This window comes from Streptomyces sp. AA1529 (genome assembly GCF_000280905.1).
GTDB lineage: Bacteria > Actinomycetota > Actinomycetes > Streptomycetales > Streptomycetaceae > Streptomyces.
In genome coordinates this window covers 1-24,593 of the sequence record NZ_ALAP01000088.1, presented here as the reverse complement: position 1 = coordinate 24,593, position 24,593 = coordinate 1, and the positions used below count along the sequence as shown (strand labels likewise).

General features: G+C 74.4%; 12 protein-coding genes and 1 pseudogene. 8 read left to right on the top strand and 5 right to left on the bottom strand.

The window, feature by feature from the left end; translation table 11 throughout:
• Positions 1-239: 239 nt before the first annotated feature.
• On the bottom strand, positions 240-776 hold the full coding sequence (locus A949_RS0125310; RefSeq protein WP_019358843.1) for a MarR family winged helix-turn-helix transcriptional regulator: 537 nt from the start codon (positions 774-776) through the stop codon (positions 240-242).
• A 125-nt stretch (positions 777-901) separates the two neighbouring features.
• Between A949_RS0125310 and A949_RS0125305 the strand changes: the two genes are divergently transcribed.
• The gene (locus A949_RS0125305) at positions 902-2,242 is read left to right on the top strand and encodes an MFS transporter (protein ID WP_019358842.1); all 1,341 of its coding nucleotides are present in this window, start codon (positions 902-904) and stop codon (positions 2,240-2,242) included.
• A gap of 97 nt (positions 2,243-2,339) precedes the next feature.
• On the opposite strand, the gene A949_RS0125300 is transcribed toward A949_RS0125305, so the two are convergent.
• Together A949_RS0125300 and A949_RS0125295 are read right to left on the bottom strand one after the other, a co-directional pair.
• On the bottom strand, positions 2,340-4,406 hold the full coding sequence (locus A949_RS0125300; protein ID WP_019358841.1) for an ATP-binding SpoIIE family protein phosphatase: 2,067 nt from the start codon (positions 4,404-4,406) through the stop codon (positions 2,340-2,342).
• Positions 4,407-4,544: 138 nt separating this feature from the next.
• Positions 4,545-6,071, bottom strand: coding sequence for an FAD-dependent oxidoreductase (locus tag A949_RS0125295; RefSeq protein ID WP_019358840.1), 1,527 nt, complete (start codon positions 6,069-6,071; stop codon positions 4,545-4,547).
• A 341-nt stretch (positions 6,072-6,412) separates the two neighbouring features.
• Between A949_RS0125295 and A949_RS0125290 the strand changes: the two genes are divergently transcribed.
• Both A949_RS0125290 and A949_RS39665 read left to right on the top strand, forming a co-directional pair.
• Positions 6,413-7,261, top strand: a complete 849-nt coding sequence (locus A949_RS0125290) for a TetR/AcrR family transcriptional regulator (protein ID WP_037707651.1) — start codon at positions 6,413-6,415, stop codon at positions 7,259-7,261.
• 335 nt (positions 7,262-7,596) lie between these two features.
• Positions 7,597-8,289, top strand: a pseudogene (locus tag A949_RS39665) (RNA polymerase sigma factor); the annotation flags it as partial.
• Between the two features lie 938 nt (positions 8,290-9,227).
• On the opposite strand, the gene A949_RS39290 reads toward A949_RS39665, so the two are convergent.
• Together A949_RS39290 and A949_RS0125270 are read right to left on the bottom strand one after the other, a co-directional pair.
• Positions 9,228-13,064, bottom strand: coding sequence for an AfsR/SARP family transcriptional regulator (locus A949_RS39290; protein ID WP_019358837.1), 3,837 nt, complete (start codon positions 13,062-13,064; stop codon positions 9,228-9,230).
• Positions 13,065-13,505: 441 nt separating this feature from the next.
• Positions 13,506-15,812: an asparagine synthase-related protein gene (locus A949_RS0125270; RefSeq protein ID WP_026005019.1), complete on the bottom strand. Its 2,307-nt coding sequence runs from the start codon at positions 15,810-15,812 to the stop codon at positions 13,506-13,508.
• 1,335 nt (positions 15,813-17,147) lie between these two features.
• Between A949_RS0125270 and A949_RS0125265 the strand changes: the two genes are divergently transcribed.
• The 5 genes from A949_RS0125265 to A949_RS36795 all read left to right on the top strand — a co-directional run.
• Positions 17,148-18,692 carry a hypothetical protein gene (locus A949_RS0125265; RefSeq protein WP_019358835.1) on the top strand — a complete coding sequence of 515 codons (1,545 nt, stop codon included), beginning with the start codon at positions 17,148-17,150 and terminating at the stop codon, positions 18,690-18,692.
• Between the two features lie 68 nt (positions 18,693-18,760).
• Complete coding sequence (gene lhgO / locus A949_RS0125260) at positions 18,761-20,008, top strand: L-2-hydroxyglutarate oxidase (protein ID WP_019358834.1); 1,248 nt, start codon at positions 18,761-18,763, stop codon at positions 20,006-20,008.
• Positions 20,009-20,410: 402 nt separating this feature from the next.
• The gene (trmB, locus tag A949_RS0125255; protein WP_106428901.1) at positions 20,411-21,145 is read left to right on the top strand and encodes a tRNA (guanosine(46)-N7)-methyltransferase TrmB; all 735 of its coding nucleotides are present in this window, start codon (positions 20,411-20,413) and stop codon (positions 21,143-21,145) included.
• Between the two features lie 906 nt (positions 21,146-22,051).
• Positions 22,052-23,278 carry a PrsW family intramembrane metalloprotease gene (locus tag A949_RS0125250; RefSeq protein WP_237735904.1) on the top strand — a complete coding sequence of 409 codons (1,227 nt, stop codon included), beginning with the start codon at positions 22,052-22,054 and terminating at the stop codon, positions 23,276-23,278.
• A 159-nt stretch (positions 23,279-23,437) separates the two neighbouring features.
• On the top strand, positions 23,438-24,593 hold a 1,156-nt coding region (locus A949_RS36795; RefSeq protein WP_158687634.1), incomplete at its 3' end, for a DEAD/DEAH box helicase family protein.

Below are 24,593 nucleotides of genomic sequence, written 5' to 3'. Positions count from 1 at the left end.
AAAGCACGACGAACAGACCCCCGCAAAGGGAGAGTGCTCAGTAGTAGAGGATCCGCCGGAACGGCGGGAAGTGTCACCAGAAGCCGTGACCGGCCGCTGACAACCCGAGGAACCTTACGGATCACTTGTGGCGGTGTCAAACGGCGTCGGGCCGGGATCTGGATGCGTCGGTGGCGGACCAACTCCCGCCGGGCGTCCGGCAGTCCGCGGACCGGAGGGGCCGCCGACGGCACCGGCCGTCAGTCGAGGTCGGTGAGGCGGCCGCCGGCGTCGGGCTGGGCGTGCTCGACACGGCGCAGGAGACGGGTGAGGAGGTCGCCCAGCTGCACCCGCTCCTCGGTGGCGAGGTCCTGGAGGAGTTCCTCCTCGAAGACGGAGGCCATGCGCATGACCTCGAGCCACTTCTCCCGGCCGGTGTCGGTGAGACCGACGATGACCCGGACCCGGTTGTCCGGGTCACGCTCACGGGTGACGAGGTCCTGGGTGAGCATCCGGTCGATGCGGTGCGTCATCGCGGCCGGGGTGAGGCCGAGCCGTCTGGCGATGGTGCCGGGCCAGAGCTGGTAGGGGCTGCCGGCCATGACGAGCTCCTTGAGGACCTCCCACTCCGGGCTGCTGAGACCGAGCGTCGCGAGCTGGCGCCCGTAGGCCACGCTCATCCTGCGGTCCAGCCTGCTCAGCGCGTTGACCACCTTCTCCACCTGGGGGTCGAGCTCGCGGTACTCCCGCTGGTAGATGGCGATCTGCTCGTCGAGCGTCGGTTGTCGGTCCGGCATGTGCGCAGTATCGCACGGCAACTCATTCGCTCTAAACGCTTGCGCTGTGTATTCTTTAGGATCGAACTTTAGCTTCGAAGTCTTCGTAGCTGTACTCCTTGTTCCCCCTCGACTCAGGTAGGTGAGTGTTGACCACGGCTGCGTCCTCGGCGTCCTCGGCGTCCTCGGCGAAGGCCGCCGCGCTGCGGCGGATCCAGCTCGGAAACGCGCTGGCGGCGTTCGGCAACGGCTTCACGGTGCCGTTCCTCTTCGTCTACGTCGCACGGGTGCGGGAACTCGGCGACGGTACGGCGGGCGCGGTGCTCGCCGCGTTCGCCGCCGCCGCGCTGCTCGTGCTGCCCTTCACCGGGCGCGTCATCGACCGGAACGGCCCCATGGTGATGGTCGTCGTCGGTGCCGTTTCGGCCGCACTGGGCGCACTGGGCTTCGGCCTGTCGACCGGCGCGGCCGCCGTGCTGGTCGCCTCCGCCGTGATGGGTGCCGGGATCGCCGTGCTGCAGCCCGCGCTCGCGACGATGATCGTGTGGTGCTCCACGCCGGGGTCCCGCTCCCGTGCCTTCGCCACCCAGTTCTTCCTCAACAACCTCGGGCTCGGGGTCGGCGGGCTGCTGGGCGGCATGCTCGTCGACGAGCACGACCCGGCGAGCTTCACCCTGTTGTTCGTCATCGAGGCGACGATGTTCCTGGTGCTGCTCGCGGTGCTGGTGACGGTGCGGATGAGCCGTCCGGCGGCCATGGCGGCCGAGGGAGGCGCCGAGGCCGGCGGCGCGCGGGGCTCGGGATGGGGCGTGCTGCTGCGGGACCGGTCGATGGTGCTGCTGTGCGTCCTGGGGTTCGTGATCTTCTTCGGCTGCTACGGGCAGTTCGAGTCGGGGCTGTCGGCGTACGCGGTGGAGGTCACCCGGATCTCGACGTCCACGCTCGGGATCGCGCTGGCTGCCAACACCGCGATGATCGTGCTGGCCCAGTTCGTGGTGCTGCGGCTCGTGGAGCGGCGCCGGCGCAGCCGGGTCGTGGCTCTGGTGGGCCTGATCTGGACGGTCGCGTGGTTGGCCGCGGGGGCGTCCGGATTTGTGCACGGGGCGCAGGCGGTGGCGACCGCGCTGCTCATCGGTACCTACGCGCTGTTCGGGATCGGCGAGACCATGCTGTCGCCCACCGTGGCGCCGCTGGTCGCGGATCTGGCTCCGGCGCGCCTGGTGGGCCAGTACAACTCCGCTTTCGCGCTGGTGAAGCAGTTGGCGCTGGCCGTGGGCCCTGCCGTGGGCGGGGCGCTCGCCGCGGCGGGTGCCTGGTCGGCGTACATCGTGGTGCTGGTGCTGTGCTGCCTGGGCGTCGCCGGGCTGGCGCTGGTGCTGGGACGGCGGCTCACCGACCGCGAGGACCGGCCCGGTTCGGTCATCGTGGCGCGCGGGGAATCCACCCGTCCGGCCGTCGAGGAGCAGCCCGTCGGGGCAGCCTGCTGAGGTTCCGCGGTACGGACGGCTTCAGGGCCGGACGGGACCCGGGTTCCGTCCGGCCGTCCGACTGCTCCGGCCGCGGGCGCCTGTCGGCCGTGCGCACCTACCTGCCGCCGGGCAGGGCGAACTCGCACCACACGGACTTGCCGCCGCCCGGAGTGCGGCGGCTCCCCCATGCCGAGGCGATCGTCGCGATGATCGAGATACCGCGCCCGGCCTCGTCGCCCGGTTCGGCGCGGCAGCGGCGCGGGAGGTGGTCGTCGCCGTCGGTGACCTCGATGATCAGGCGGCGGTCGGTGCGGCGCAGCAGCAGCCGCATGGGCGGGGTGCCGTGCTGGAGGGAGTTGGCGACCAGTTCGCTGGCGGCCAGGACGCCGAGGTCGCGGAGTTCGGTCGGGAAGCGCCAGGAGGCCAGGACGCCGGAGGCGAAGGCGCGGGCGCGCGGGGCCGCTTCGGTGCCGCCGAGCAGGTCGAGTGCCGCGTTGTGGAACAGCTCGGCGTCGGGGCCGGTCCGTGCGGGGTGCTGGAAGACGAGGAGCGCCACGTCGTCGTCGTGGTCCTCGGTGATGCCCAGGGCGCGCAGCAGCCGGTCGCAGACGATGTCGGGGGAGCCGGTGGCGCCTGCGAAGGCGTGTTCGAGTGCGGCTACGCCCTCGTCGATGTCGGCGTCCCGGCGTTCGATCAGGCCGTCGGTGTAGAGGACGGCGGTGGCTCCCTCCGGCAGCGGCAGGCTGCCGGAGGTGTGCAGCCAGCCGCCGGTGCCCAGCGGCGGGCCGGTGTGCTCGGTGGCCCGCAGGACGGTGCCGTCCGCGTCCCGCACCAGGATGGGCACGTGTCCGGCGGAGGCGTAGCTGAGGCAGCCCTCGTTGGGGTCGTGGACGGCGTAGACGCAGGTGGCGATCTGGGAGGCGTCGATCTCGGCGGCGAGTCCGTCGAGGAGTTGCAGGATCTCGTGCGGCGGCAGATCGAGCCGCGCGTAGGCGCGGACCGCCGTGCGGAGCTGGCCCATGACGGCGGCGGCGCGTACGCCCCGGCCCATGACGTCGCCGATGACGAGCGCGGTGCGGCCGGCGCCGAGGGTGATGACGTCGTACCAGTCGCCGCCGACGGCGGCGTCCGTTCCGCCGGGCTGGTAGGTGGCGGCCACGCGCAGGTCGTCGGGCTGCTCCAACTCCTGGGGCAGCAGGCTGCGCTGGAGGGTGACAGCGGCCTCGCGCTGCCGGCGTTCGCTGGCGCGCAGCCGCTCCGCGGCCTCCACCTGGTCGGTGACGTCCGCGGCGAAGATGAGCACTCCGCTGTCGCCCGAGGTGCTGATCGGGGTGCAGGTGAAGGTGTAGTAGCCGGGGCGCCGTCTGCCGCCGGGCGCGCCCTGCTGCGGCGGGACGCGGCGGGATTTGACCGTACGTGGCCGACTGCTGCGCCGGACCTGGTCCATCAGCGGGAGCAGGCCGAGTTCGACGAGTTCGGGCAGGGCTTCGCGGGCCGCCGCCCCGGTGGGGCGGGGTCCGAAGACGCGGCTGTAGGCGTCGTTGACGAAGGCGATGCGGTGCTCGGGGCCGTGCACGACGGCGGCCAGCGCCGGGACCTCCCCGAGCAGGGCGCGGACCGGGAGCGCGTCGATGGCCCGTCTGCGCTGCCACCCCGCCTCGTCGGACGCGGTCCCGGCGCCCGCCTCGGCATCTCCTCCGGCGCCTGCTCCGGCGCCGGTCCCGGGAGCGGCTTCCCGCCCCGGCGCGGCTTCCCGTCCCGGACCGGATGCGGGGGCCGGGACGGAGTCCGGCGCGGTCTCCGCGCCGGGGCCGGCGGGGGAGCCCGCTTCGGCCGCGGCGGGCGGGCGGCTGCGGGCCGCCGGGACGGTGGGGTTGTCGGGGACGTCGTCGTGCGGGTGGGCCGCCCGGCCGGGCAGCGCCGGGCGGTCGGAGCCGGAGGTGGCTGGCGGGGCGGCCGCGGGAGCGGCGGTCGGGCCGGCCGGCGGTTCCCCGCCGCCCGCTTCCGCCTCCCCGTCCGCGGTGCCGCCGGCGGCACCGCCGCGGCGGGTGGTCCCGTTGCCGTCGTCCGAGCCGCTGCCGGAGGTCCCGGCCGACCGCGCTCGCGCCTTTATCGCGGCCTGGGCGGCTGCGGTGCGCCGCTGTGTGCCGGGCAGTCGGGCGCTCCAGCGCGTGAAGTTCACGTCGTCCGATTCCTTGTGTGGTTCGCGGTGTTCGCGGTGTTCGCTCGGTCGCTCCGGACCGCTTCGGGGTCACGCTTCGCAGGCGCGGGCCCACCCATGGTCACATGTCCAGTGTGGCCCACCGTGCCGGTGGAACCCTCAGTTCTCGTCGGGGCGCCGTACGGTGCCCGCCGCGGATTCGAACTCGGCACGGGGGTGCTCCAGCGAGCCGAGGGAGACGATCTCCCTCTTGAACAGGCCGGAGAGTACCCATTCCGCCAGCACCCGTGCCTTCCGGTTGAAGGTCGGCACCCGGCTGAGGTGGTAGGCGCGGTGCATGAACCAGGCAGGGTAGCCCTTGAGTTTCCGTCCGTACACGTGGGCGACGCCCTTGTGCAGCCCGAGGGAGGCGACGGATCCGGCGTAGGAGTGCCGGTAGGGGGTGGGTTCCCGGCCTTCGCCGACCGCGGCGAGGTTGTCGGCGAGGCTGCGCGCCTGCCGGACGGCGTGCTGCGCGTTGGGGGCGCACAGCGGGGGCTCCGCGCCGTCCGTCGGCTCTGTGTCGGCGGTGAGGTCGGGGACGGCCGCCGCGTCGCCGGCCGACCAGGCGTGCTCGGTCCCCTCGACGCGCAGGGTGGCCGCGCACTTGAGCTTGCCGCGCCCGGTGACCGGCAGTCCGGTGCGGGCCAGCAGGGGGTGGGGTTTGACGCCGGCCGTCCACACCAGGGTGCGCGCGGGGTGGCGGGAGCCGTCGCTGAGGACGGCGACCCTGTTCTCGCACGAGTCCAGGCGGGTCTCCAGGCGCACGTCGATGTTGCGGGCACGCAGCTCGCGCAGCGCGTACCCGCCCATCTCGGCTCCGACCTCGGGCAGGATCCGGTCGCTGGCCTCCACCAGCAGGAAACGCAGGTCGTCGGCGGTGATGTTGTGGTAGTAGCGGCAGGCGTAGCGGGCCATGTCCTCCAGTTCGGCCAGCGCCTCGACGCCCGCGTAGCCGCCGCCGACGAAGACGAAGGTGAGGGCGGCGTCCCGGAGGGCGGGGTCCCGGGTGGAGGAGGCGATGTCGAGCTGTTCGAGCACGTGGTTGCGGAGGCCGATGGCCTCCTCGACGGTCTTGAATCCGATGCCGTGCTCGGCCAGGCCGGGCACCGGGAGCGTGCGCGCGACGGATCCGGGTGCCAGCACGAGTTCGGTGTAGGGCAGTTCGAGGGTCTGCGGCTCGGGGTGCTCCCCCGGGGCCGCGCGGCCCGCGCGGGCGGCGTCGGCCTCCTCCGTGGCGAGTGTGCTGATGTGCGCGACACGGCGTGCGTGGTCGATGGTGCGCGCCTCGCCGACGATGACCTGGCAGTCCGGCAGTACCCGGCGCAGCGGGACGACGACGTGCCGGGGGGAGATCGATCCGGCCGCGGCCTCGGGCAGGAACGGCTGGTACGTCATGTACGGGTCGGGGTCGAGGATCGTGATGATGACCCCGGCGGCGGACTCCAGTGACGAGGCGACGGGCGCGCCCGGGGTACCCAGCGCGTCCGGCGCGTCCGGCGCGGCGGCCTCGACCACGCCGGCGGCGTGCCTGAGGCGCTGTTTGAGTCTGCGCTGGAGGCGCAGAGCCGTGTACATGCCGACGTAGCCGCCGCCGACGACGAGGATGCGCGCGGGTTCCGCAGGTTCCTTCGTGGCCTTCGTCACCTGACCATGACGCACCCTCGGCCCCTCGTTTGTCCACAGGACACGTCAATCATGTGACCAGGGCGCGCCGGGCACCCGTGGTACCGCTGATGTCGTAGAGGGTACGGTCCGCGCAGGTCACGAGGGGTATCGGGCAGGTGGGCAGGGGGTCGGTCCGCGGTACGGCCGATACCGGGGTTCGGCTGTCGGAGGGCCGTGCCCGGACGCCCTCTTCTCTCTCGGGGTGGGCTCAACTATGTTCGTACCCCAGCGGGTGCGGCCTCTGGACCAGTGCGCCGTATCCCGGCCCCGCGGACGCGGGGGTCTCCGGGGGGAGACAGGGATTTACCGGGGGAACAACGATGCGCATTCAGGGTATGCACGGCTCTCGTGCGGGGGCGGCGCCGACCGCTGTCCCGACCGTCACGGAGAGCCAGGCCACCGCACACGCCACCGCGACCGCGACCGCGCGGCGGACCGCTCCGCTGCGGGTGGACGCACAGCGGAATCTGGAGCACGTACTGCGCGCGGCGCGCGAGGTCTTCGGCGAGCTGGGCTACGGCGCGCCGATGGAGGACGTCGCACGCCGGGCACGGGTGGGGGTCGGGACGGTCTACCGCCGTTTCCCGAGCAAGGACGTGCTGGTCAGGCGGATAGCCGAGGAAGAGACAGCACGGTTGACCGAACAGGCGCGGGCCGCGCTGGGCCAGGAGGAGGAACCCTGGTCGGCGCTCTCCCGCTTCCTGCGTACTTCGGTCGCCTCCGGGGCCGGACGGCTGTTGCCGCCCCGGATACTCCGGGCCGAGGGCCGCGAGGGCCGGGCCGAGAGCGCGCTGCGGGTGCCTCCGCAGCGCACGTCGGCGCCGGGCCAGTCCGCGGAGGCGCCCGCCCGCGCCGAGGGCGGCCAGCCGGAACTGCGGCTGGTGGAACGTGCTCCGGCCGCAGCGGTGACCGCCGAGGGCGGTTCGGGCGCGGCGTACGACGGGCTGGAGGACGATCCCGGGGCGGCCGAGCTGCTGCAGGTCGTCGGGCAGTTGGTCGAGCGGGCGCGGGCGGCGGGCGAACTGCGGCCGGACGTGACCGTCGGTGATGTGCTGCTGGTGATAGCGACCGCCGCGCCGTCGCTGCCGGACGCGGCGCAGCAGGCCGCTGCCTCGACCCGGTTGCTGGACATCCTGCTGGAGGGACTGCGCTCCCGCAGCGGGCGCTGATCGGGGGCTGATCGGGCGGGGCGCTACCTGCCGTCCGGCGCACCACTTGTCGGCGGGCGGCCGCTCGGCCGTCCCGTCGGTCGCCGCCTGCCGTCCGGCGTTCCGCACGGCCTCGTCGCCTGCCGCGGACGCCTTGCGGCTGGCGGCGGCGCGCTGTTCGCGGGCTGTCGGACTGCCCCGGGGCCGCGGACGGCTGACGGCCCGCCTCGGCATTCGCAGAACCGTACGGAACAACCCGAACGAGTGGTTGGTCTGCTTGTCGGGTTCCGGTCCGCCGGGGCTGTGCCACTCTGACGCGATGGTCAGCACGCAGGGCGAGTACGGAAGTCGCGGCTATGGGTGGTGACAGGGAGCAGAGGCCCGGACGGTCCGGCCCGGACCCCGCCCAGGGGCGGCCCGGGAACGCCGCCGGGCGCCAGGTGCCCGAGCAGCGGCGGCGGCCCGGCCGCTCGGAGGACCACGGGAGTCGCTGTGATGCCGGCCGCCCGCCCCGCGGTACCGAGCGCGGGGTCCGGAGCGGGCACAGCGGCCACGGCGTCTCCGACGTGGAGTTGCTCGCCCGGATGCGGGAGGGCGACGACAGGGCGTACGAGGAGCTGTACCGGCGGCACGCCGAGCCGGTGCGCCGCTACGCCCGGACCTGCTGCCGGGACGCGGACACCGCGGAGGACCTCACGGGCGAGGTCTTCGCGCGCACGTTGCAGGCCGTGCGCGGCGGCAAGGGGCCCGAAGCGTCGGTCCGCGCCTATCTCCTCGCCTCCGTGCGGCGGGTGGCGGCGGACTGGGCACGGACCCGGCGGCGCGAGCGGCTGGTGGACGACTTCGCGGCATTCGCGCAGGCGGCGGCCGGCACCGCGGCCGGCGAGGGCGAGACGCTGGCGCCCGGTGCCGAGGTGCGCGCGATGCGAGAGGCGGAGCAGAGGCTGATCGTCCGGGCGTTCCGCAGCCTGTCCGAGTACGACCGGATGCTGCTGTGGCACACGGCCGTCGAGGGCGTGCCGCCGCAGGAGGTGGCGCCGCTGCTGGGAAAGACCCGCGGCGCCACGGCGACGGCGGCCCACCGGGCGCGGGAACACCTCAAGCAGGCCTATCTGCAGGCCCATGTGAGCCAGGCGCTGACGACCGAGGGCGGAGAGTGCGCGCGGTACGCGGACCGGCTGGGCGCCTATGCGCGCGGTGGGCTGCGGATGCGGGCCGAGCGCGGACTGGCCCGGCACTTGGAGGAGTGCCCGGCCTGCCACCAGGCGGCGTCGGAGGTCCGGGACCTGAACGAGCACATCAGGCTGCTGGTGCCGGTGGCTCTGGTCGGCTGGTTCGGAACGACCGGCGGCGCCCAGGCGTTCGGTGCGCTGCTCGGCACCGGTGCGCCGACGGCAGGCGGCGCGGCAGCGGCAGGCGGCGGCGCGGCGGCGGCAGGCGGCGCGGCAGCGGGCAGCGGCGGAAGTGCCGGGGCCGGCGGTGCGGCCTCCGAAGGGCTCGGCGCCCCGGCGAAGGCCGGCATCGGGCTGGGGGTGGTGGCGGCGGCCGGTGCGGTGCTCGCGTACGCGCTGAGCGGCGGCGCCGACGAACCCTCCGAGAAGCCGGAGGCCCGGCACCCCGCACCGACCGCCGCCCCCGGCAGGCCCGGTGAGCCGAGCGAGCCGCCGCGGAAGCCCGACCCGGCGCCGCGGCCGGGCACGCCGGGGCCGGGACCTGCCGCGCCCGATCCGGCGCCGCCGCGGAAGGAGGCGGAGGAGCCGCGCCCCGCGACGAGCCCGGCGCCGGCTCCCGCGGCCGAGCCCGGCAAGCCGGAACCGCCGCGCCGGACACCGCCTCCGGAGCCCGCCCCGGCGCCGCCGCGGCCCAGCCCGCCCCGCCCGGCACCGCCGCCCGCACCGCCCGCGCGGCACGTCATCGAGATCACGCGGGACACGGTGACGCTCAGCTCCGGCAGCGGGGACCGTACGGTGCGGCTGGTGGTGAAACGTCACCCCGCGACGGTGGGCGGCGCCGTCTCCGTGGAGCTGTCGGCACCGAACTGGCCGCACAGCTCGGCCAACCGCTCGACGGCCCCGGCACCGGTCAGCGGCGGGCGGCGGGCGGCGGTGCCACCGGCCGGGGAGTAGGCGCCACCGGCCGGGGAGCAGGCGCGGATCGTGCGGTCGAGGCGGAGTTCGGGAACGCTCGCGGGCAGCTTTCCGCGCCGTCGGCGCGCCGCGTCGGCGAACTCGACCGCCGCCGCGTGCCGACCCGCGAGGTGCAGGATGTAGCCCGCGGTCAGCAGGGCTTGGCCCACCAGGTGTTCCGGGATACCGATCTCCAGGCCGAGCCGCAGCGCGGTGGTGATCTTGCGAACGGCCGCCGCGGGCGGTCCGGTCCCCTCGGAGGCGGTGATCCGGGCGTCCAGAATCCGCAGCATGACGTCGAACATCGCGGGCGGCGAACCCGCCGCGGCGTGCTCCTCGGCCTGCCCGTGGAGCACCCGGGCCGAGACGAGGTCCCCGGCCTCGGTGGCGGCGACCGCGCGGAGGAAGACACCCAGCGTCAGCGCGTCCCTGATGCCCAGGTGTTCGGCCTCCGCGACGGCGCGCCGTGCCAGCCGGTCGGCCTGGCCGGTGTCGCCGCGGCGGAACCACACGTCGGCGATGCGGGCGAGCAGCAGCGGCACCTCGGTGAGGGCACCGAGCTGCTCCGCGTACCGCAGGGCGGTCTCGAAGTCCGCCCGGGCGTCGTCGTAGCGCCCCTCCTGGAGGGCGGTCTCCGCACGCAGTCCGCACAACTGGCCCAGCAGCCAGCGGTCGCCGGTGCTCGCGGCGAGGGAGGCGATCTCGGGCAGGTCGTCGTGGGTGAGGGACAGCCCGCCCGGGCGGTCGATACGCACGTGGGCTCGGAAGAGCAGTGCCACGGCCAGCCCCCATGGCTCGCTGTGGCGGCGGCAGTTGGCGACGGCCAGGTCCATCAGCGGGGCCACGGCCTTGCTGCCGTCGACGAGATAGCCGGTGAAGGGCCAGAAGATGCCGGGGAAGCGGGCGGCGGCCGGGCCCGGCTTCCTGAAGGTGGCGACCAGTTCCTCGGCGACGGCCCGGTGGTGGGGATCGGAGAGCAGCTTCTGGGTGTGGTGCTCGGACAGCAGGAAGTAGTCCAGCAGTTGCAGCTCCCGGAAGAGCATCTCCTCCTCCGGGTCGCGCTCCTCCGCGGCGGCGGGGAGCAGCGCCAGCACGGACTCGACCCAGTGCGCGCCCTCGTCACGGTAGTTGCGCAGCCACCAGAACCAGCCTGCGGCGCGGACGAACGCGACGGCCGACTCCCGGTCCCCGTGGCTGAGCGAGCGGCGCAGCGCGGCACGGATGTTGTCCAGGTCGGCCTCGACCCTGGGCAGCCAGGAGAGCTGTTCGGCGGAGCGCAGGCGCGGTTCGGCCGCGTTGGCGAAGCGGAGGAGCTGGGCCGTGTGCCGTGCCTCGGCCGCCCGGCGCTCGGCCGGATGTCCGGCGGCACGCTCGCGGGCGTAGTCGTGGATCGTCTCCAGCATGCGGTAGCGCATACCGGTACCGCACTGGTCCGGGGGCTGGTCGGCGACGAGGAGGGACTTGTCCACCAGGGCGGAGAGCAGGTCGAGCACCTCGTCCGGACGGATGCCCGGGTCGGCGGAGCGCCCGGCGCTCTCCGCGGGTCCGTGCGGGGCGGGCGGGGTGGGAACCGGTCCGTGCGAGGCGGGCGCCGATCGGTCCGCGCCGGCGGTCGGCTCTGCGCCGGGCACGGTCGGCTCGGCGCCGGACGGCGGTGGCTCGGCGCCGGACGGCGGTGGCTCGGCCCCGGGCACGGTCGGCTCGGCCGCCGCCTCCGGTGGACCGTCCGCGGCCGTCGGCATGCTGCCGGCGCAGACGTGCTCGGCGGCGGAGAGGGTGCAGCCGCCCGCGAAGACGGACAGCCGCCGCACCACGGCGCGCTCGCGGTCGTCCAGCAGGTCCCAGGACCAGTCGACGACCGCGCGGAGGGTCTGCTGCCGCGGCAGTACGGTGCGGCTCCCGTTGGTCAGCAGCCGGAAGCGGTCGTCGAGCCGGTCGGCTGTCTGACGCGGGGTGAGCGACCGCAGCCGGGCCGCGGCGAGTTCGATCGCCAGCGGCAGCCCGTCGAGGCGTCGGCAGATCTCGGCGACCGCGGCCGGGTCGGCGCCCGGCCGGAATCCCGGGCGGGCCGCCGTGGCGCGGTCGGCGAACAGCCGGTGCGCGGACGCCGGCGGCAGGGGCTCGACCGGACGTACCGTCTCGCCCTGCACGTCCAGGCGTTCGCGGCTGGTGCTCAGCACGGTCAGCCCCGGGCAGTGGGCCAGCAGCGTCTCGGCGAGGCCGGCGGCGGCGTGGACGACGTGCTCGCAGTTGTCGAGCACGAGCAGCAGGCGGCGCTGCTCCAGGTGCTCGACCAGCAGGGCTGTCGGATCCCCCTCGCCGACCAGCGGGCGGGCGCTCTCCGTCGCGGCGCTGGACAGCGAGGTCACCCGGCGGCCGAGTGCGCTGAGCACGGCGCCCGGGACTGCAGCGGGATGGTCGAGCGGGGCGAGTTCCACCAGCCAGGTGCCGTCGGGATACGGCGCCGGATCGGCGGCGGCCGCGGTCGCGGCGACCCGTTCGGCCAACCGTGTCTTGCCCGCACCGCCGGGCCCGATGAGGGTGACGAGCCGGGCCGCGTCGAGGTCGGAGCGGATCGCGGCGATGTCGGCCTCGCGTCCGACGAAACTGGTCAGCCGGGAGCGGAGGTTGCCGGGCGGAGCGGAAGGGGGAACCGGCACCGGAGTCGCATCGGGAGCCTCGGCCGCGCCGGAATCCGGGCCGGACTCCAGGCCGGAATCCGCAGCCGCAGCCGCAGCCGCAGCCGGGACACGGGCCGCTGCCGCGCCGGTTCGCGGGCCGGCGGACGGCTGTCGGCCGGGGCGCCGGCCCGCGCCGTCCCGTGCTGCCGCGACACCGGGCCGGGTTTCGGGGCCCTGCGACGGGACAGCACCCGGAACCGGCCCCGGGTCCGCCCGCCGGGTGCCCGGGGGACGCCGGGCACCGGCACCCGTCCCGGGCGGCTCCTCCCCGATGCCGGCGGAGAGCAGTTCGGTGTGCAGTGCCCGCAGTTCGGAGCCCGGGTCGGCGCCGAGGCGGGCGGCCATGTCCCGGCGTACGGACTCGTAGCCGGCTAGCGCCTCGGCCGTGCGGCCGCTCTCGTGCAGCGCGCGCAGATGGAGCGTCTGCAACGGCTCGTCGAGCGGGTGTTCGGGGACGAGTTCGCGCAGCTCGGGAAGTATCCGCTCGGCACGGCCCAGAGCCAGGTCGGCGGTGAGGCGGCGCAGCAGTGCGGTGTGCCGCAGGGCTTCGGCACGAGCGGCGGCGGAGGTCCGGTCGGGCAGGTCGGCCACCGCGGGGCCCCGCCACAGCGCGAGCCCTTCGCGGAGGACGGCGGCAGCCCGCTCGGGCTCGCCCGCCGCCAGCGCGCGCTCCCCTTCGGCGGCCAGCTCCTCGAAGCGCACCAGGTCGATGACGTCGCGCTCCGGGTCGATCCGGAGCCGGTAGCCGCCCGGCAGCGACTCGACGGCGTCCTTGCCGAGAGCCCGGCGCAGCCTGCTGACCAGCGCGTGCAGCGCGGCGGGCGCGTTCTCCGGCTGCGCTTCGGGCGACGCGTCCGCCCACACCTCGTCGATCAGCGTGTCCTGGGAGGCGGGAGCGCGGTTGGGGGCGCGCAGTGCGAGAGCGGCAAGCAGCGCACGCAGCCGCTGCCCGCCCAGCGGAAGAGGCCGTCCGGCCTCGTCACGCGCTTCGCTCGCCCCCAGGATCAGATACCGCACGGGCCCATTGTCCCTGTCGGGGCCGAACCGCCGGAGGCATTTTCCGTGCGGAGGAGTCCCGTCCTTCCGGCAGGGCCGTCCGGGGCCGTGACGCGGAACGCCGAACCGGATCGCGCGCACACCGGAGTCCCGGGGATCGTGAGCGGGGACCGGAAGCGGGGACCGTGAGCGGGGACCGGAAGCCGCGATCGAGGGCCGCGACGAGGGCCGGGGGGCACGCCGTTCAGGGCAGTCGCCGGACGTCGTCACCCTGCAGTTGCCGGACGTCTCACTCCCCGGTTGCCGGGCGCTGCGGCACCCCGCAGACGCCGGGCGGCGCGTCCCCCGCCGTCGCCGGGCGGCGCGTGCCCCGCAGACGCCGGACGGCGCGTGGCCCCGCGGCGGGCGGCAGGCGGGTCTCCGGACCGGCAGCGGACGGTGGCCGATGGCCGGGGAGGGACGTCACGCGCCGGTGGGCGGGAGGACCCGTTCGTAGCGGCCGTCCGGATGGACGCCCGCCGCTGCGGCGCGGTGGCGGGGCGCGGCCGACCCCGTCCAGCAGGTGCCGCGCCGGGCCAGCAGCCGGCCCAGCCACAGCTCCGTGGAGACCAGGTCCGCGATGCCTTCCACGGGCAACTGCTCGCCCCGCGCGACCCGCTGGACGGCCTGGCGTACGACCCGGGCCTCCACCAGTCCGGCCTCTGCCAGCAGCGGTGCCCGGAAGAGTTCCAGCAGTTGCTCGGCGGCCAGCCGCACCCCCGCGCGCAGGGCGGCGTGGTGTGTGGCGTGGGTGGGGGCGCCCCAGCCGGGCGGGAGTTCGTGCACGCCCGCGCCCGCGAGTGCGGCCCGCAGTATGAAACCGCGGGCCTCCGGGCGCACGCGGAGCGCTTCGGGCAGTTCCCGTGCCGCGCGGACGACTTGGTTGTCGAGGAAGGGGGCGTGCAGTCGCTGTCCGCGGATCTCGACCGCCTGCTCGAAGACCCGGTGGTCGGCGGCGGCGCGGGTGAGCGCGGCCCGGGCCCGTCGTTCGCCGGGGCGTTCGACGGACGGGCGGGCCTGCGCCGCGCCCTCCAGCCGCAGCGAGACCTCCGCCAGGGCCTCACCGGTGAGCCAGCGCGCGGCCGGTCCGGGGCGGCACCAGGTGAGTGCGGCGACGGAGGCGTCCACGGCGCTCTCGCCGCCCTCGGGGTACGGGTCGAACGCGGCGGCGGTGAACGTGCTGTCGCGCAGCAGCGCCGCCGCCTCCGTCACCCCGTCGCGGTAGGAGGTGCGGGCCAGCCTGCGGGCCGCGCGGTAGATGGTGACGGGCACCAGCAGGGAGCGGCCCGCGGCCGGTCCGCCGCTCTGCCCCTCGGCGCGGGCCAGCGCGGCGACGGGCCGCACCAGATGGCGGCGGCGCCGGTCCAGCAGCAGGTCGGCCAGCCGGGCCGGGTGCGCGTCGACGACCTGGCGGGCGCCGGAGCCGAGGAAGTGGTCCGAGCTGCCCGCGGAGAGCCGGCCGCGGTGGCGTTCCACGGTCACCAGCGAGGGGCCCGGCTCGTCGGTGAGGGGGCCGCCGGTCAGGTCCGCGTAGGGCAGCGCCTCCTGGCCGCCGGTCACCACGACGTGCCGCAGCCGGGGGTTCTCCGCGATGCTGTGCGCCCGCTCCAGCTCCGCGAGATGACTGTCGGCGCCTGCGGTGTCGTGCGGGTCGGCGGTGCGGTTCGCCAGGGTGAGGTCGTTGAAGGTGACGGCCAGCAGCCGCTCTCCCGCCCCGGCCGCGCCCGAGCCCAGGACGGTCCCCGGCGTGCCGGGCAGTCCGGCGGCGAGCAGGGCGAGGGTGCCGGACGCAGGTCCTCCGGACAGGTCGGCGCCGACTCCGGGGGCGGGGCCGCCGCGTGCCCGCTGCCGGTCGGCGGGGCCCATGCCGGGCACCGGGCCCGGATCGCGTACGTCGGTGTCGTGTTCGGCGGCGTGGCGGGGTGCGGTGAGCCGGGCGCGCACGGCGTCCACGAGCGCGTCCCGCACCCCGGCGACCGCCGTCTCCGGGTCGACGGGCGGGGCGCCGACGACCAGCGAGCCGGAGGTCTCGTAACCGGCGATCTCGCGGCTGCCGCCGTCCCGGACGATCAGCGCGTGACCCGGCGGGACCCTGCGTACGCCGCGGAAGGGGGTGCCGTCGCCGAGCGCCTCGGGGGCTTCCGGGCAGGCCAGCCGGACGGCGAGTTCGCCGAAGTCCAGTTCGGCCTCGATCAGGTCGGCGAGCGGAAGGGCGGCTGTCGCGTAGGCGGTCCCTCCGGCCCAGGGCGCGTGGAAGACGGGCCGGGCGCCCGCGAGGTCGGCGGCCACCGTGACGCGGCGGCCCACGGAGGCGACGGCGGTGTAGCTGCCGGGCCAGGCGGTCAGGTGGCGGAACGCTCCGCCGCGTGCGGCGACGAGCCCGAGCCGCAGTTCGTCGTCGGTGGCGCCGCAGCAGCCCAGCACCGCGAGCCGGCTGCCCGGTTCGGACTCGACGACGCGGATCTCGTCGGGCCGCCAGTCGCCGACGGCCCAGAGCGGATCGGGGCCGCCCCAGAGCACCTGGGCGCCGACGGGCCGGAGGACGCCGTCCTCTCCGTCGGGTACGTGCGCGGAGTGCGGGGCCGGTCCGGCGGAGTCGTACGGGCCGGGGCCCGGGGAACCGTACGGGCCCGGGGAGCCGTGTCCGTCCCGGCCGTTGGCGGTGCGGACGGGACCGCGGCGGCCGTCGGAGGCTGCCGCGGCGCTGCTCCACCCCACCAACCAACGCATCGCCGCCCTGCTTTCGCGTCACTCCACTGTCTGCCCCACCGCGCGTGCCCTCGCCCCACCGCGCGGAACACCCGGGCCGGATGCCCTGCGTCGGCGGAGCCGCCGCCGTTGCTGCCGGGGCAGCCGCTGCCGTTGCGGCCATGGTGCCATGAGAGTGGCGCGCGGGCGGCGTACGAGGGGGCGCGGACCTCGGCGCATCCGGCGGCGGCTCCGCGCCGTGCGGCGTTCTCGGACCGCCGGGAACCTCCGGGCGCCGGGCGGCATATACCCCCGGCGTGCCCATCCGGCACCGCACACGCGACCGATGTCATTCGGCCAAATATGAACGGCTGTGGCAGTCCCGCAGAACCTTCTCCGACGCTCCACCGTGCAACCCCGAACGGACGGCGTGCCGAAGACAGCAGGGACGAGCCCGACAGCCCCACGCGATCCGCACAGGACGTGCGCGCAGGGCGCACGGACCCGTCGCACACGCGGGGCACAGAAGCGCAGGAGGGGGCACACGATCACGGGCCCCGGGTCGGCCGCGTACCCGGACGGTGAACGCGGCGGGACCGGCACCCCGCGCGGCAGCCGGCCCCGGGCACCGCCGCCACCCGGCGTCCGGCGGGTGCCCCGGACCGCGGCGCGGCACCGCCGGACGGGCGGCCGCCGCGGGCCGCGACCGGGGCCCGACAGGGCGCGGCCCGCCGCACGGCACACCGCGGCATGTCTCGGGCGGTCACCCGCGCTTCACCGGAAAGCCCACGTCCGGGCAGGTGCGAAGGGGCCGCGGCACAGGATCGCGGGGACGTCGTGCGGCGCTGCCGGACAGCTGCTCCGCGGGGGCGGTCCGGCCGGCTGCCGGTTCCCGAACCCCGCCCGGGCGCCGTTCCGTTGCGGGGCCGGGAGGCGCGCGACGCACCTCCCGGCCCGGACCGCCGCCCGCGGGGAATGAGACGGCGGTGTCCCCCAGCCCACTGATTCCTCGGTGCAGCGGGCCGACCCACGCGACTCCCATCGAACTCCTCCCCCTCCGTGCCGGGCAGGCGCATGCATGGGCGCACGGCCACACGCCAGGAGCACAGCATCGGGCGTCCCGCAAGACGGCCGTTTCCCGCACGGCGCGCATGATTCCAGCCGCTCCGCGCGGGGCAGTATCGGGTTGGCACGTGACCCCTGCACGTACACGCGTACGGACACATATCTCGCCATCCGGCAGGACGCCTCTTAACGGTCGGGATCCGTCGAACTACGCTGTGTTCCCAATGCTTTCCGCGCCGCGCATCCGCGCAGTCGCGGGAGGGGCCCCGCGCCTCAGCCGCGGGGCGGTCGTCGGTGTGGTCAGGGGTGCGCATGTCCAGGGAGTCACGCGGGCCGAATGAGAAGCTCGGCACCGTCCTCGCCCTCGCAGGGATCAGCAACGCCGGACTCGCCCGACGGGTCAACGACCTGGGGGCCCAGCGCGGCCTCACGCTTCGGTACGACAAGACGTCGGTGGCCCGGTGGGTGTCGAAGGGGATGGTGCCGCAAGGAGCGGCGCCCCACCTGATCGCCGCTGCCATCGGCAGCAAGCTCGGCCGTCCGGTGCCGCTGCACGAGATCGGCCTCGCGGACGCCGATCCGACGCCCGAGGTCGGGCTGGCCTTCCCCCGCGACGTCGGGGCCGCCGTCAAGTCGGCCACCGACCTCTACCGCCTCGACCTCGCGGGGCGGCGCGGCGGCGGCAGCATCTGGCAGTCCCTGGCGGGCTCGTTCGCGGTGAGCGCCTATGCCACTCCCGCGTCGCGCTGGCTCATAACCCCCGCGGACAGTTCGGTGGCGCGCCACCTCGAACTCCTGGAGGGGACGCACCCGTCGAACGACGGCGCCGAAGCCGGCCCCGACGCCCCCGCCGAGAGCGGGGCACGGGACGTGCAGGACGCGCTCGACGGGCAGGAGAGCCGCGAGGGCGGCGCGGACACGGACGAGGTCGGCACCCCGCTGCGGGTCGGCCACACCGATGTCGTCAAGCTGCGCGAGGCGGCGGACGAGGCGCGCCGCTGGGACTCGAAGTACGGCGGTGGGGACTGGCGTTCGTCGATGGTGCCGGAGTGCCTGCGGGTGGACGCCGCTCCGCTGCTGCTGGGTGCGTACACGGACGAGGTGGGCCGCTCGCTCTTCGGCGCGACGGCCGAGCTGACGCGGCTCGCGGGATGGATGGCGTTCGACACCGGGCAGCAGGAGGCCGCGCAGCGCTACTACATCCAGGCGCTGCGGCTGGCCCGCGCCGCCGCCGACGTTCCGCTGGGCGGCTATGTGCTCGCCTCCATGTCGCTCCAGGCGACCTACCGGGGCTTCGCCGACGAGGGCGTCGACCTCGCGCAGGCCGCGCTGGAGCGCAACCGGGGGCTGGCGACGGCCCGCACGATGAGCTTCTTCCAGCTCGTCGAGGCCCGCGCGCACGCGAAGGCGAACGAGGCACAGGCGTGCGCCGGAGCGCTGGCCGCGGCCGAGAGCTGGCTGGAGCGCTCCCGGGAGGGCGACCCCGACCCCTGCTGGCTCGACTTCTACTCCTACGACCGGCTCGCGGCCGACGCCGCCGAGTGCTACCGCGATCTGAAGGCGCCCCGGCAGGTGCGCCGCTTCACGGAGAAGGCGCTCTCCCAGCCGAAGGAGGAGTTCGTCCGCTCGCACGGGCTGCGGCTGGTGGTCTCCGCCGTCGCCGAGCTGGAGTCGGGCAATCTGGACGCGGCCTGCGCCGCCGGAGTGCGCGCCGTGGAGGTGGCGGGACGCATCTCCTCCGCGCGCACCACGGAGTACGTCCGCGATCTGCTGCACCGGCTGGAGCCCTACGGGGACGAGCCGCGCGTCGCCGAGCTGCGCGAGCGGGCCCGGCCGCTGCTGGTGGCTCCGGCGTGAGCGGGCTCCGTACGCCGAACGGCATGTGAGGCGGGAGGGCACCTGAGGCGGGGAAGCGGAGGCAGTTCATGATGGGGGGCGTGTCCTCGACGTCCGTAAGACTCGACTGCGACGTGCTGGTGATCGGCGCGGGCATCGTCGGCCTGTCCACCGCCTACGCGCTCACCCGCCGGTCGCCCGGCGCCCGGGTCGTCGTCCTGGAGAAGGAGCCCGGTCCGGCCCGGCACCAGACCGGGCGGAACAGCGGGGTGATCCACAGCGGGATCTACTATCCGCCCGGCTCCCTCAAGGCGCGGTTCGCGCTCCAGGGCGCGGCGGAGATGGTGAAATTCTGCGCGGAACACGACATTCCGCACCGGGTGACCGGCAAGCTGATCGTCGCCACCGAGCAGCAGGAACTGCCCCGGCTGCACGCCCTCATCCAGCGCGGGAGACAGCACGGCATCCCCGTCCGGGAGCTGGGGCCCGCCCAGATCGCGGAACACGAGCCGCACGTCCGAGGTCTGGCGGCGATCCACGTCGGGACGACCGGCGTGGCCGACTTCGTCGCCGTCGCCGAGCAGCTCGCCCGCTCGGCGCGGGACGCCGGCGCCGAGGTCCGGTACGGCACCGCCGGCGAGGTCGAGGCGATCGACCGCCGCCCGGGCCGCGGGGTCGCCGTCCGCACGGCGGACGGTGCGGTGGTGCGGGCGCGCGCCCTGGTCAACTGCGCCGGGCTGCACTGCGACGCCGTCGCCCGCCGCGCCGGGGACAGCCCGCAGGCCCGCGTCCTGCCCTTCCGCGGCGAGTACGCGGAGCTCGCCCCCGAGCGGGAACACCTGGTCCGCGGGCTCGTCTACCCGGTACCCGACCCGGCCTTCCCCTTCCTGGGCGTACACCTGACCCGCGGCGTGCACGGCGGCGTGCACCTGGGCCCGAACGCCGTTCCGGCCGCGGCCCGCGAGGGATACACGTGGCGCACCGTGCGCCCGACCGAGCTGGCCGGACTCCTGACCCACCCCGGTACCTGGCGCATGGCATGCCGCCACTGGCGCTACGGGGCCGGGGAGGTGCACCGCTCGCTCTCCCGCCCGGCCTTCACCGCGGCGGTACGGCGCCTGCTGCCCGAGGTGGATGCCACCGACCTGCGCCCGGCACCGGCCGGGGTACGCGCCCAGGCCGTGCTGCGGGACGGCACGCTCGTGGACGACTTCCTCTTCGCGGAAGGCCCGCACACCGTCCACGTCCTCAACGCGCCCTCCCCGGCGGCGACCGCCTCGCTGCCCATCGGCCGGGAGATCGCCCGGCGGGTGGCCGGGGCGCTGGCCGAACGCTGAGGGACGCTTCGCCGCTGTCCTCCGGCGGCCCGTAAAATCGAGACCATCGTGTCCGAAAGCAGCAACTTCCCCCAGAGCGACGAGCCCACCCACGACGCCCCCGCGCCCACGCTGGGGCCGCCGGCCGACGACTCCGTGCCCGGCAGCTCCCTGCCCGCCGGCCGCCTGCCCGCCGGTTCCGGTTCCGGCTTCGGTTCCGGGTCCGACGGCCTCGGGTCCGACGGCCTCGGGTCCGACGGCTCGGTGTCCGGCACCGGATCCGCGCGCGGCTCCGACGGCGAGCCCGATCCCGACGGCGAGCAGGGTCAGGGCGGCGAAGCCGGTCCCGGCACCGGGCAGCTGCCGGGACCGGGGCAGGACGGCGGCGGAACCGGCCGCGGCGGCAAGCAGGCTCAGCGGCCGATGGCGCGGATGTTCCCGCCCGGCGCCGGGCCCTCGCCCGACCCGGCCGGTTCCCACCACGAACGCCGCATCCGCAGCTTCCAGCCCCGCCGCAGCCGCGTGACCAAGGGGCAGCGGCTGGCGCTGGAGCGGCTGTGGCCGCGCTGGGGCTTCGACGTGGACGGGCTGCGGAAACTCGACCTCGGCGCGTTCTTCGACGACCCCGACCTGCCCGTCGTACTGGAGATCGGCTTCGGGATGGGCGAGGCCACGGCCCGGATGGCGGCCGCCGACCCGGCCACCGGTGTCCTCGCCGTGGACGTCCACACCCCCGGCCAGGGCAATCTGCTGCGCCTCGCCGACGAGCAGGGCCTCACGAACGTACGGGTGGGCAACGGGGACGCCATCATCCTGCTCCGGGAGATGCTGCCGCCCGACTCGCTCTCCGGGCTGCGGCTCTACTTCCCGGACCCGTGGCCCAAGGCCCGCCATCACAAGCGGCGCCTGCTCCAGCCCGAGTTCCTGGATCTGGCGGCCCGCCCGCTGCGGCCGGGTGCCCTCGTGCACTGCGCGACCGACTGGGAGAACTACGCGGAGCAGATGCTCGACGTGCTCAGCGCCCACCCCGCGTACGAGAACACCCAGCCCGACGGGGGGTTCGCGCCCCGCCCCGGGAACCGGCCGCTCACCCGCTTCGAAGGGCAGGGCCTGGACAAGGGCCACAAGGTGCGGGACCTGCTCTTCCGGCGCCGCTGAGCCCGCCCCGAGGCAGGTCGGTCGTCGGCGGCGGTGGCCGACCTGCGACCGTCGCCCGGCAGCGGTTGCGGCGGTGCCGCAGCGCATGTCACCCACACTGGTTACTGTCGATGGGTGCATGACGAGGCAACCGGCGCTCCCAGCGCCCCGTCGAACCCGATGACGCCCGGGCAGTCCGGCGCTCCGGCACCCGTTCCGCCCGCCCGGCCGGCCGCGCCGCAGAGCTCTCCGGGCCCGGACGGGTCCGGGGGCGCCTCCGGAGCCGAGGGACCGGCCGAGGAGCGCATACCGGAGCCGGAAGGCGATGCTTCGGGGCCGCAGGAGATCGCGGACTCGCCGACCCGGGCCATGCGCCGACGCCTGCCTCCGTCGCCACCCCCGGCCACGCACCCTCCGGCCCCGGCCGCCGGGGCACCGCCCACCGGGACGCCCTTCGCCGATGCCGCCTTCCCCGGACCCCCGGCGGCCCGGCAGCCCTCCGGCGAGGCACCGGCACCGTCCTACAGACCAGCACCGCCCTACGGGCCGGAGCCACAGGACAGACCGGAGCCGCAGTCCGCGGGGGACTGGGGAGCCCCCGGTGCCGCCTTCCCTCCCGCGCCCGCCGCCGCACAGCCGCCGTACGGCCCGACGCCGCCTCGCACGCCCGCCGCCGCCCCGCAGCCGCCCGGTCCCGGACCCGTGGTCGGCGGCCCGGACCCGGTCGGTGGCGTCCCGCAGGCAGGGCCGCACTATCCGGAGGTGGCCGCGCCCCCGCACGGCACCCACGCTCCCGGGCCCCCCACGTCAGCCGGCTCCGCCACGCCGCCCCCGGCCCCCATGTCCGGCTGGGGAGCCCCGCCGCACGACGCCGGGCACGGCGGAACGCCGCACAACGGACCGCCGCACAGCGGGATGCTCCACGCCATGTCGGCCCATCCGGTGCCGTCCTGGTGGCAGCGGAACCAGCGCACGCTGCGCGCCGCTTCGGTGATCGTGCTGCTCGCCCTGTGCGGACTGATGATCCTGGCGCTGGTGCGGGAGCAGACCGGCACCCGGGGCCTGCTGGTCGGATTCGGGCTCGCGCTCTTCCCCGTACCGCTGCTGCTGGCCGCGTTCCGCTGGCTCGGCGCACCGCAGCCCGTCCCCTGGCGCACCCACCTGTTCGCCTTCGCCTGGGGCGCCTGCGCGGCGACGCTCGTGGCGATCCTCGCCAACGGCTTCGCCACCGACTGGCTCGCCTCGTCCGTCGTCGTCGACTCCCCCGACCAGGCGGACACGCTGGGCGCCACCGTCATCGCTCCCGTGGTCGAGGAGACCACCAAAGCGGGCGCCATCCTGCTGATCTTCCTCTTCCGCCGCCGCCACCTCGACAGCGTCGTCTCGGGCATCGCCGCGGCCGGCATCACCGCCGCCGGGTTCGCCTTCACCGAGAACATCCTCTATCTCGGCACCGCCTACGGGAAGGACACGCTGCTCAACCCGGACGGCTTCGCCGGTTCGGTGACAGCCGGCACGTTCGTCATCCGCATCGTCTTCGCGCCCTTCGCCCATCCGCTCTTCACCTCGATGACAGGCATAGCCCTCGGCATGGTCGCCGCACTCCCCCGGCGCCGGCGCGTACTGCGCTGGACGCTGCCCCTGCTGGGCTGGTTCACCGGAGTGCTGCTGCACGCCATCTGGAACGGCTCGGCGTCCTTCGCCAACTACACGTTCCTCGCCGTGTACGGCCTCTTCATGATCCCCGTCTTCGGCGCGCTGACCTGGCTGGCTATCTGGTCCCGCATGCACGACCTGCGCCTGGTGCGGAACACCCTGCCCGCCTACGCGGCCGCCGGATGGTTCAGCGAGCCGGAACCCTGGTCGCTCTCCTCGATGCGCGCCCGCTCGATGGCCCGCGCCATGGCACGCCGCAGCCACGGCCCCGAAGCGGCCCGCACCGTCGCCGCCTACCAACAGGACGCCGGCGCCCTGGCAATCCTCCGCGCCCGCGCCGACAACGGAGCCACCGCCCCGGACTTCGCATCCCGCGAGCATGCCCTCCTCCAACGCCTCTGGACCAACCGCCCCCTGGCCGGCCCACCCACCACCAGCGCGGCCCTCGCCCTCAGCCGCCCCCCGGCCCCCCGCTGGACGGGGTATCCGATGCGCTGAGCTCTGTGTCCTGAACCGCCGCGCGAACAGACGGGCTTCTCTTCAACACCCGTGAGCCATCGAGAGCTACTACACGGCTCCGCGATGTGACGTGATCGGCCTCCCCTGTCATAGGTCACTGGTAGAACGTGAGACAGCACAAGTGACCCAGGGGGGGACATGACCGACCCGCATCACCACGAGCGCCCGATCGCTGGACTGTACGAGTCGCTCATCACACATCAACTCCGGTCTCGCCTGGAGGAATTGCACAGTGCCGGATGGGCTACCGAGGAAGCACAAGTTGATCCCAGCGCGGCTCCACGGATACTGGCTCGCCATATCGCTGATGCAGTCGAGGAGAAGCTTGCTGAGCTGTCCCCTCTTGAACGAGTGCTCTACAGCAACCTCCTACTGAAGCGGCTGCACGGTGACGCCCAGCCCGCAGGGTTGCTTGCCGAGGGACCACGACAGCTTCTCGCCCTCAGTAAAGAATCTGAGCAACCGCCCCTCCCTCGCCCGAGCACGCCCATGTCAGAGGCGACCCTTATCACCAATCGGCGGGACGCGATTCGCATGGGCGAGGAACTACGGAGAGAAATTTCCTCGGCCGACGCTGTGGAACTCTTGTGCTCTTTCATTATGTGGTCGGGCACCTACCATTTGAGGTCCGCTCTGCGCGATGCACGGAATCGTGGAACCCCTATCCGGATTCTCACCTCGACCTACATGGGAGCAACTGACCCCAAGGCGGTCGACCGCCTGGTCCGTGATTTTGGAGCCGAAGTACGCATCAACTACGAATCGTCCCAATCGAACGTTCACGCAAAGGCATGGCTCTTCCGGCGCAATACCGGATTCCACACCGCCTACATTGGCAGCTCAAATCTTTCGAAGTCAGCCCTGAGTACAGGCCTAGAGTGGAATATTAGAGTCTCTCCCACTTCGGCACCCAGCGTACTTGGCACCTTCGAGGCGACCTTTCAGGACTATTGGGAATCTGGATATTTCGAGCCCTACAATCCAGATACTGACGGCGACCGTTTGCGTGCCGCGATCGCAAAACGGAAATGGGCACCTGTAGGTCAGAAACAGAATATTTCTACTCATATCACTCCGCAGCCACACCAGAAATCGATGCTGGAAAAACTAAGGGCAGAGCGGGAAATCCATGAGAGGTCGGGCGCCTTGCTCGTCGCTCCAACCGGCACAGGTAAAACAGTGATGGCTGCGCTCGATTATCTTTCGCTATGCGAGAAGAGCAAAGGAAATAGGCCTCGCCTCCTCTTCGTGGCACACACAAAAGAAATCCTAGAGCAAGCCAGGTCGACATACC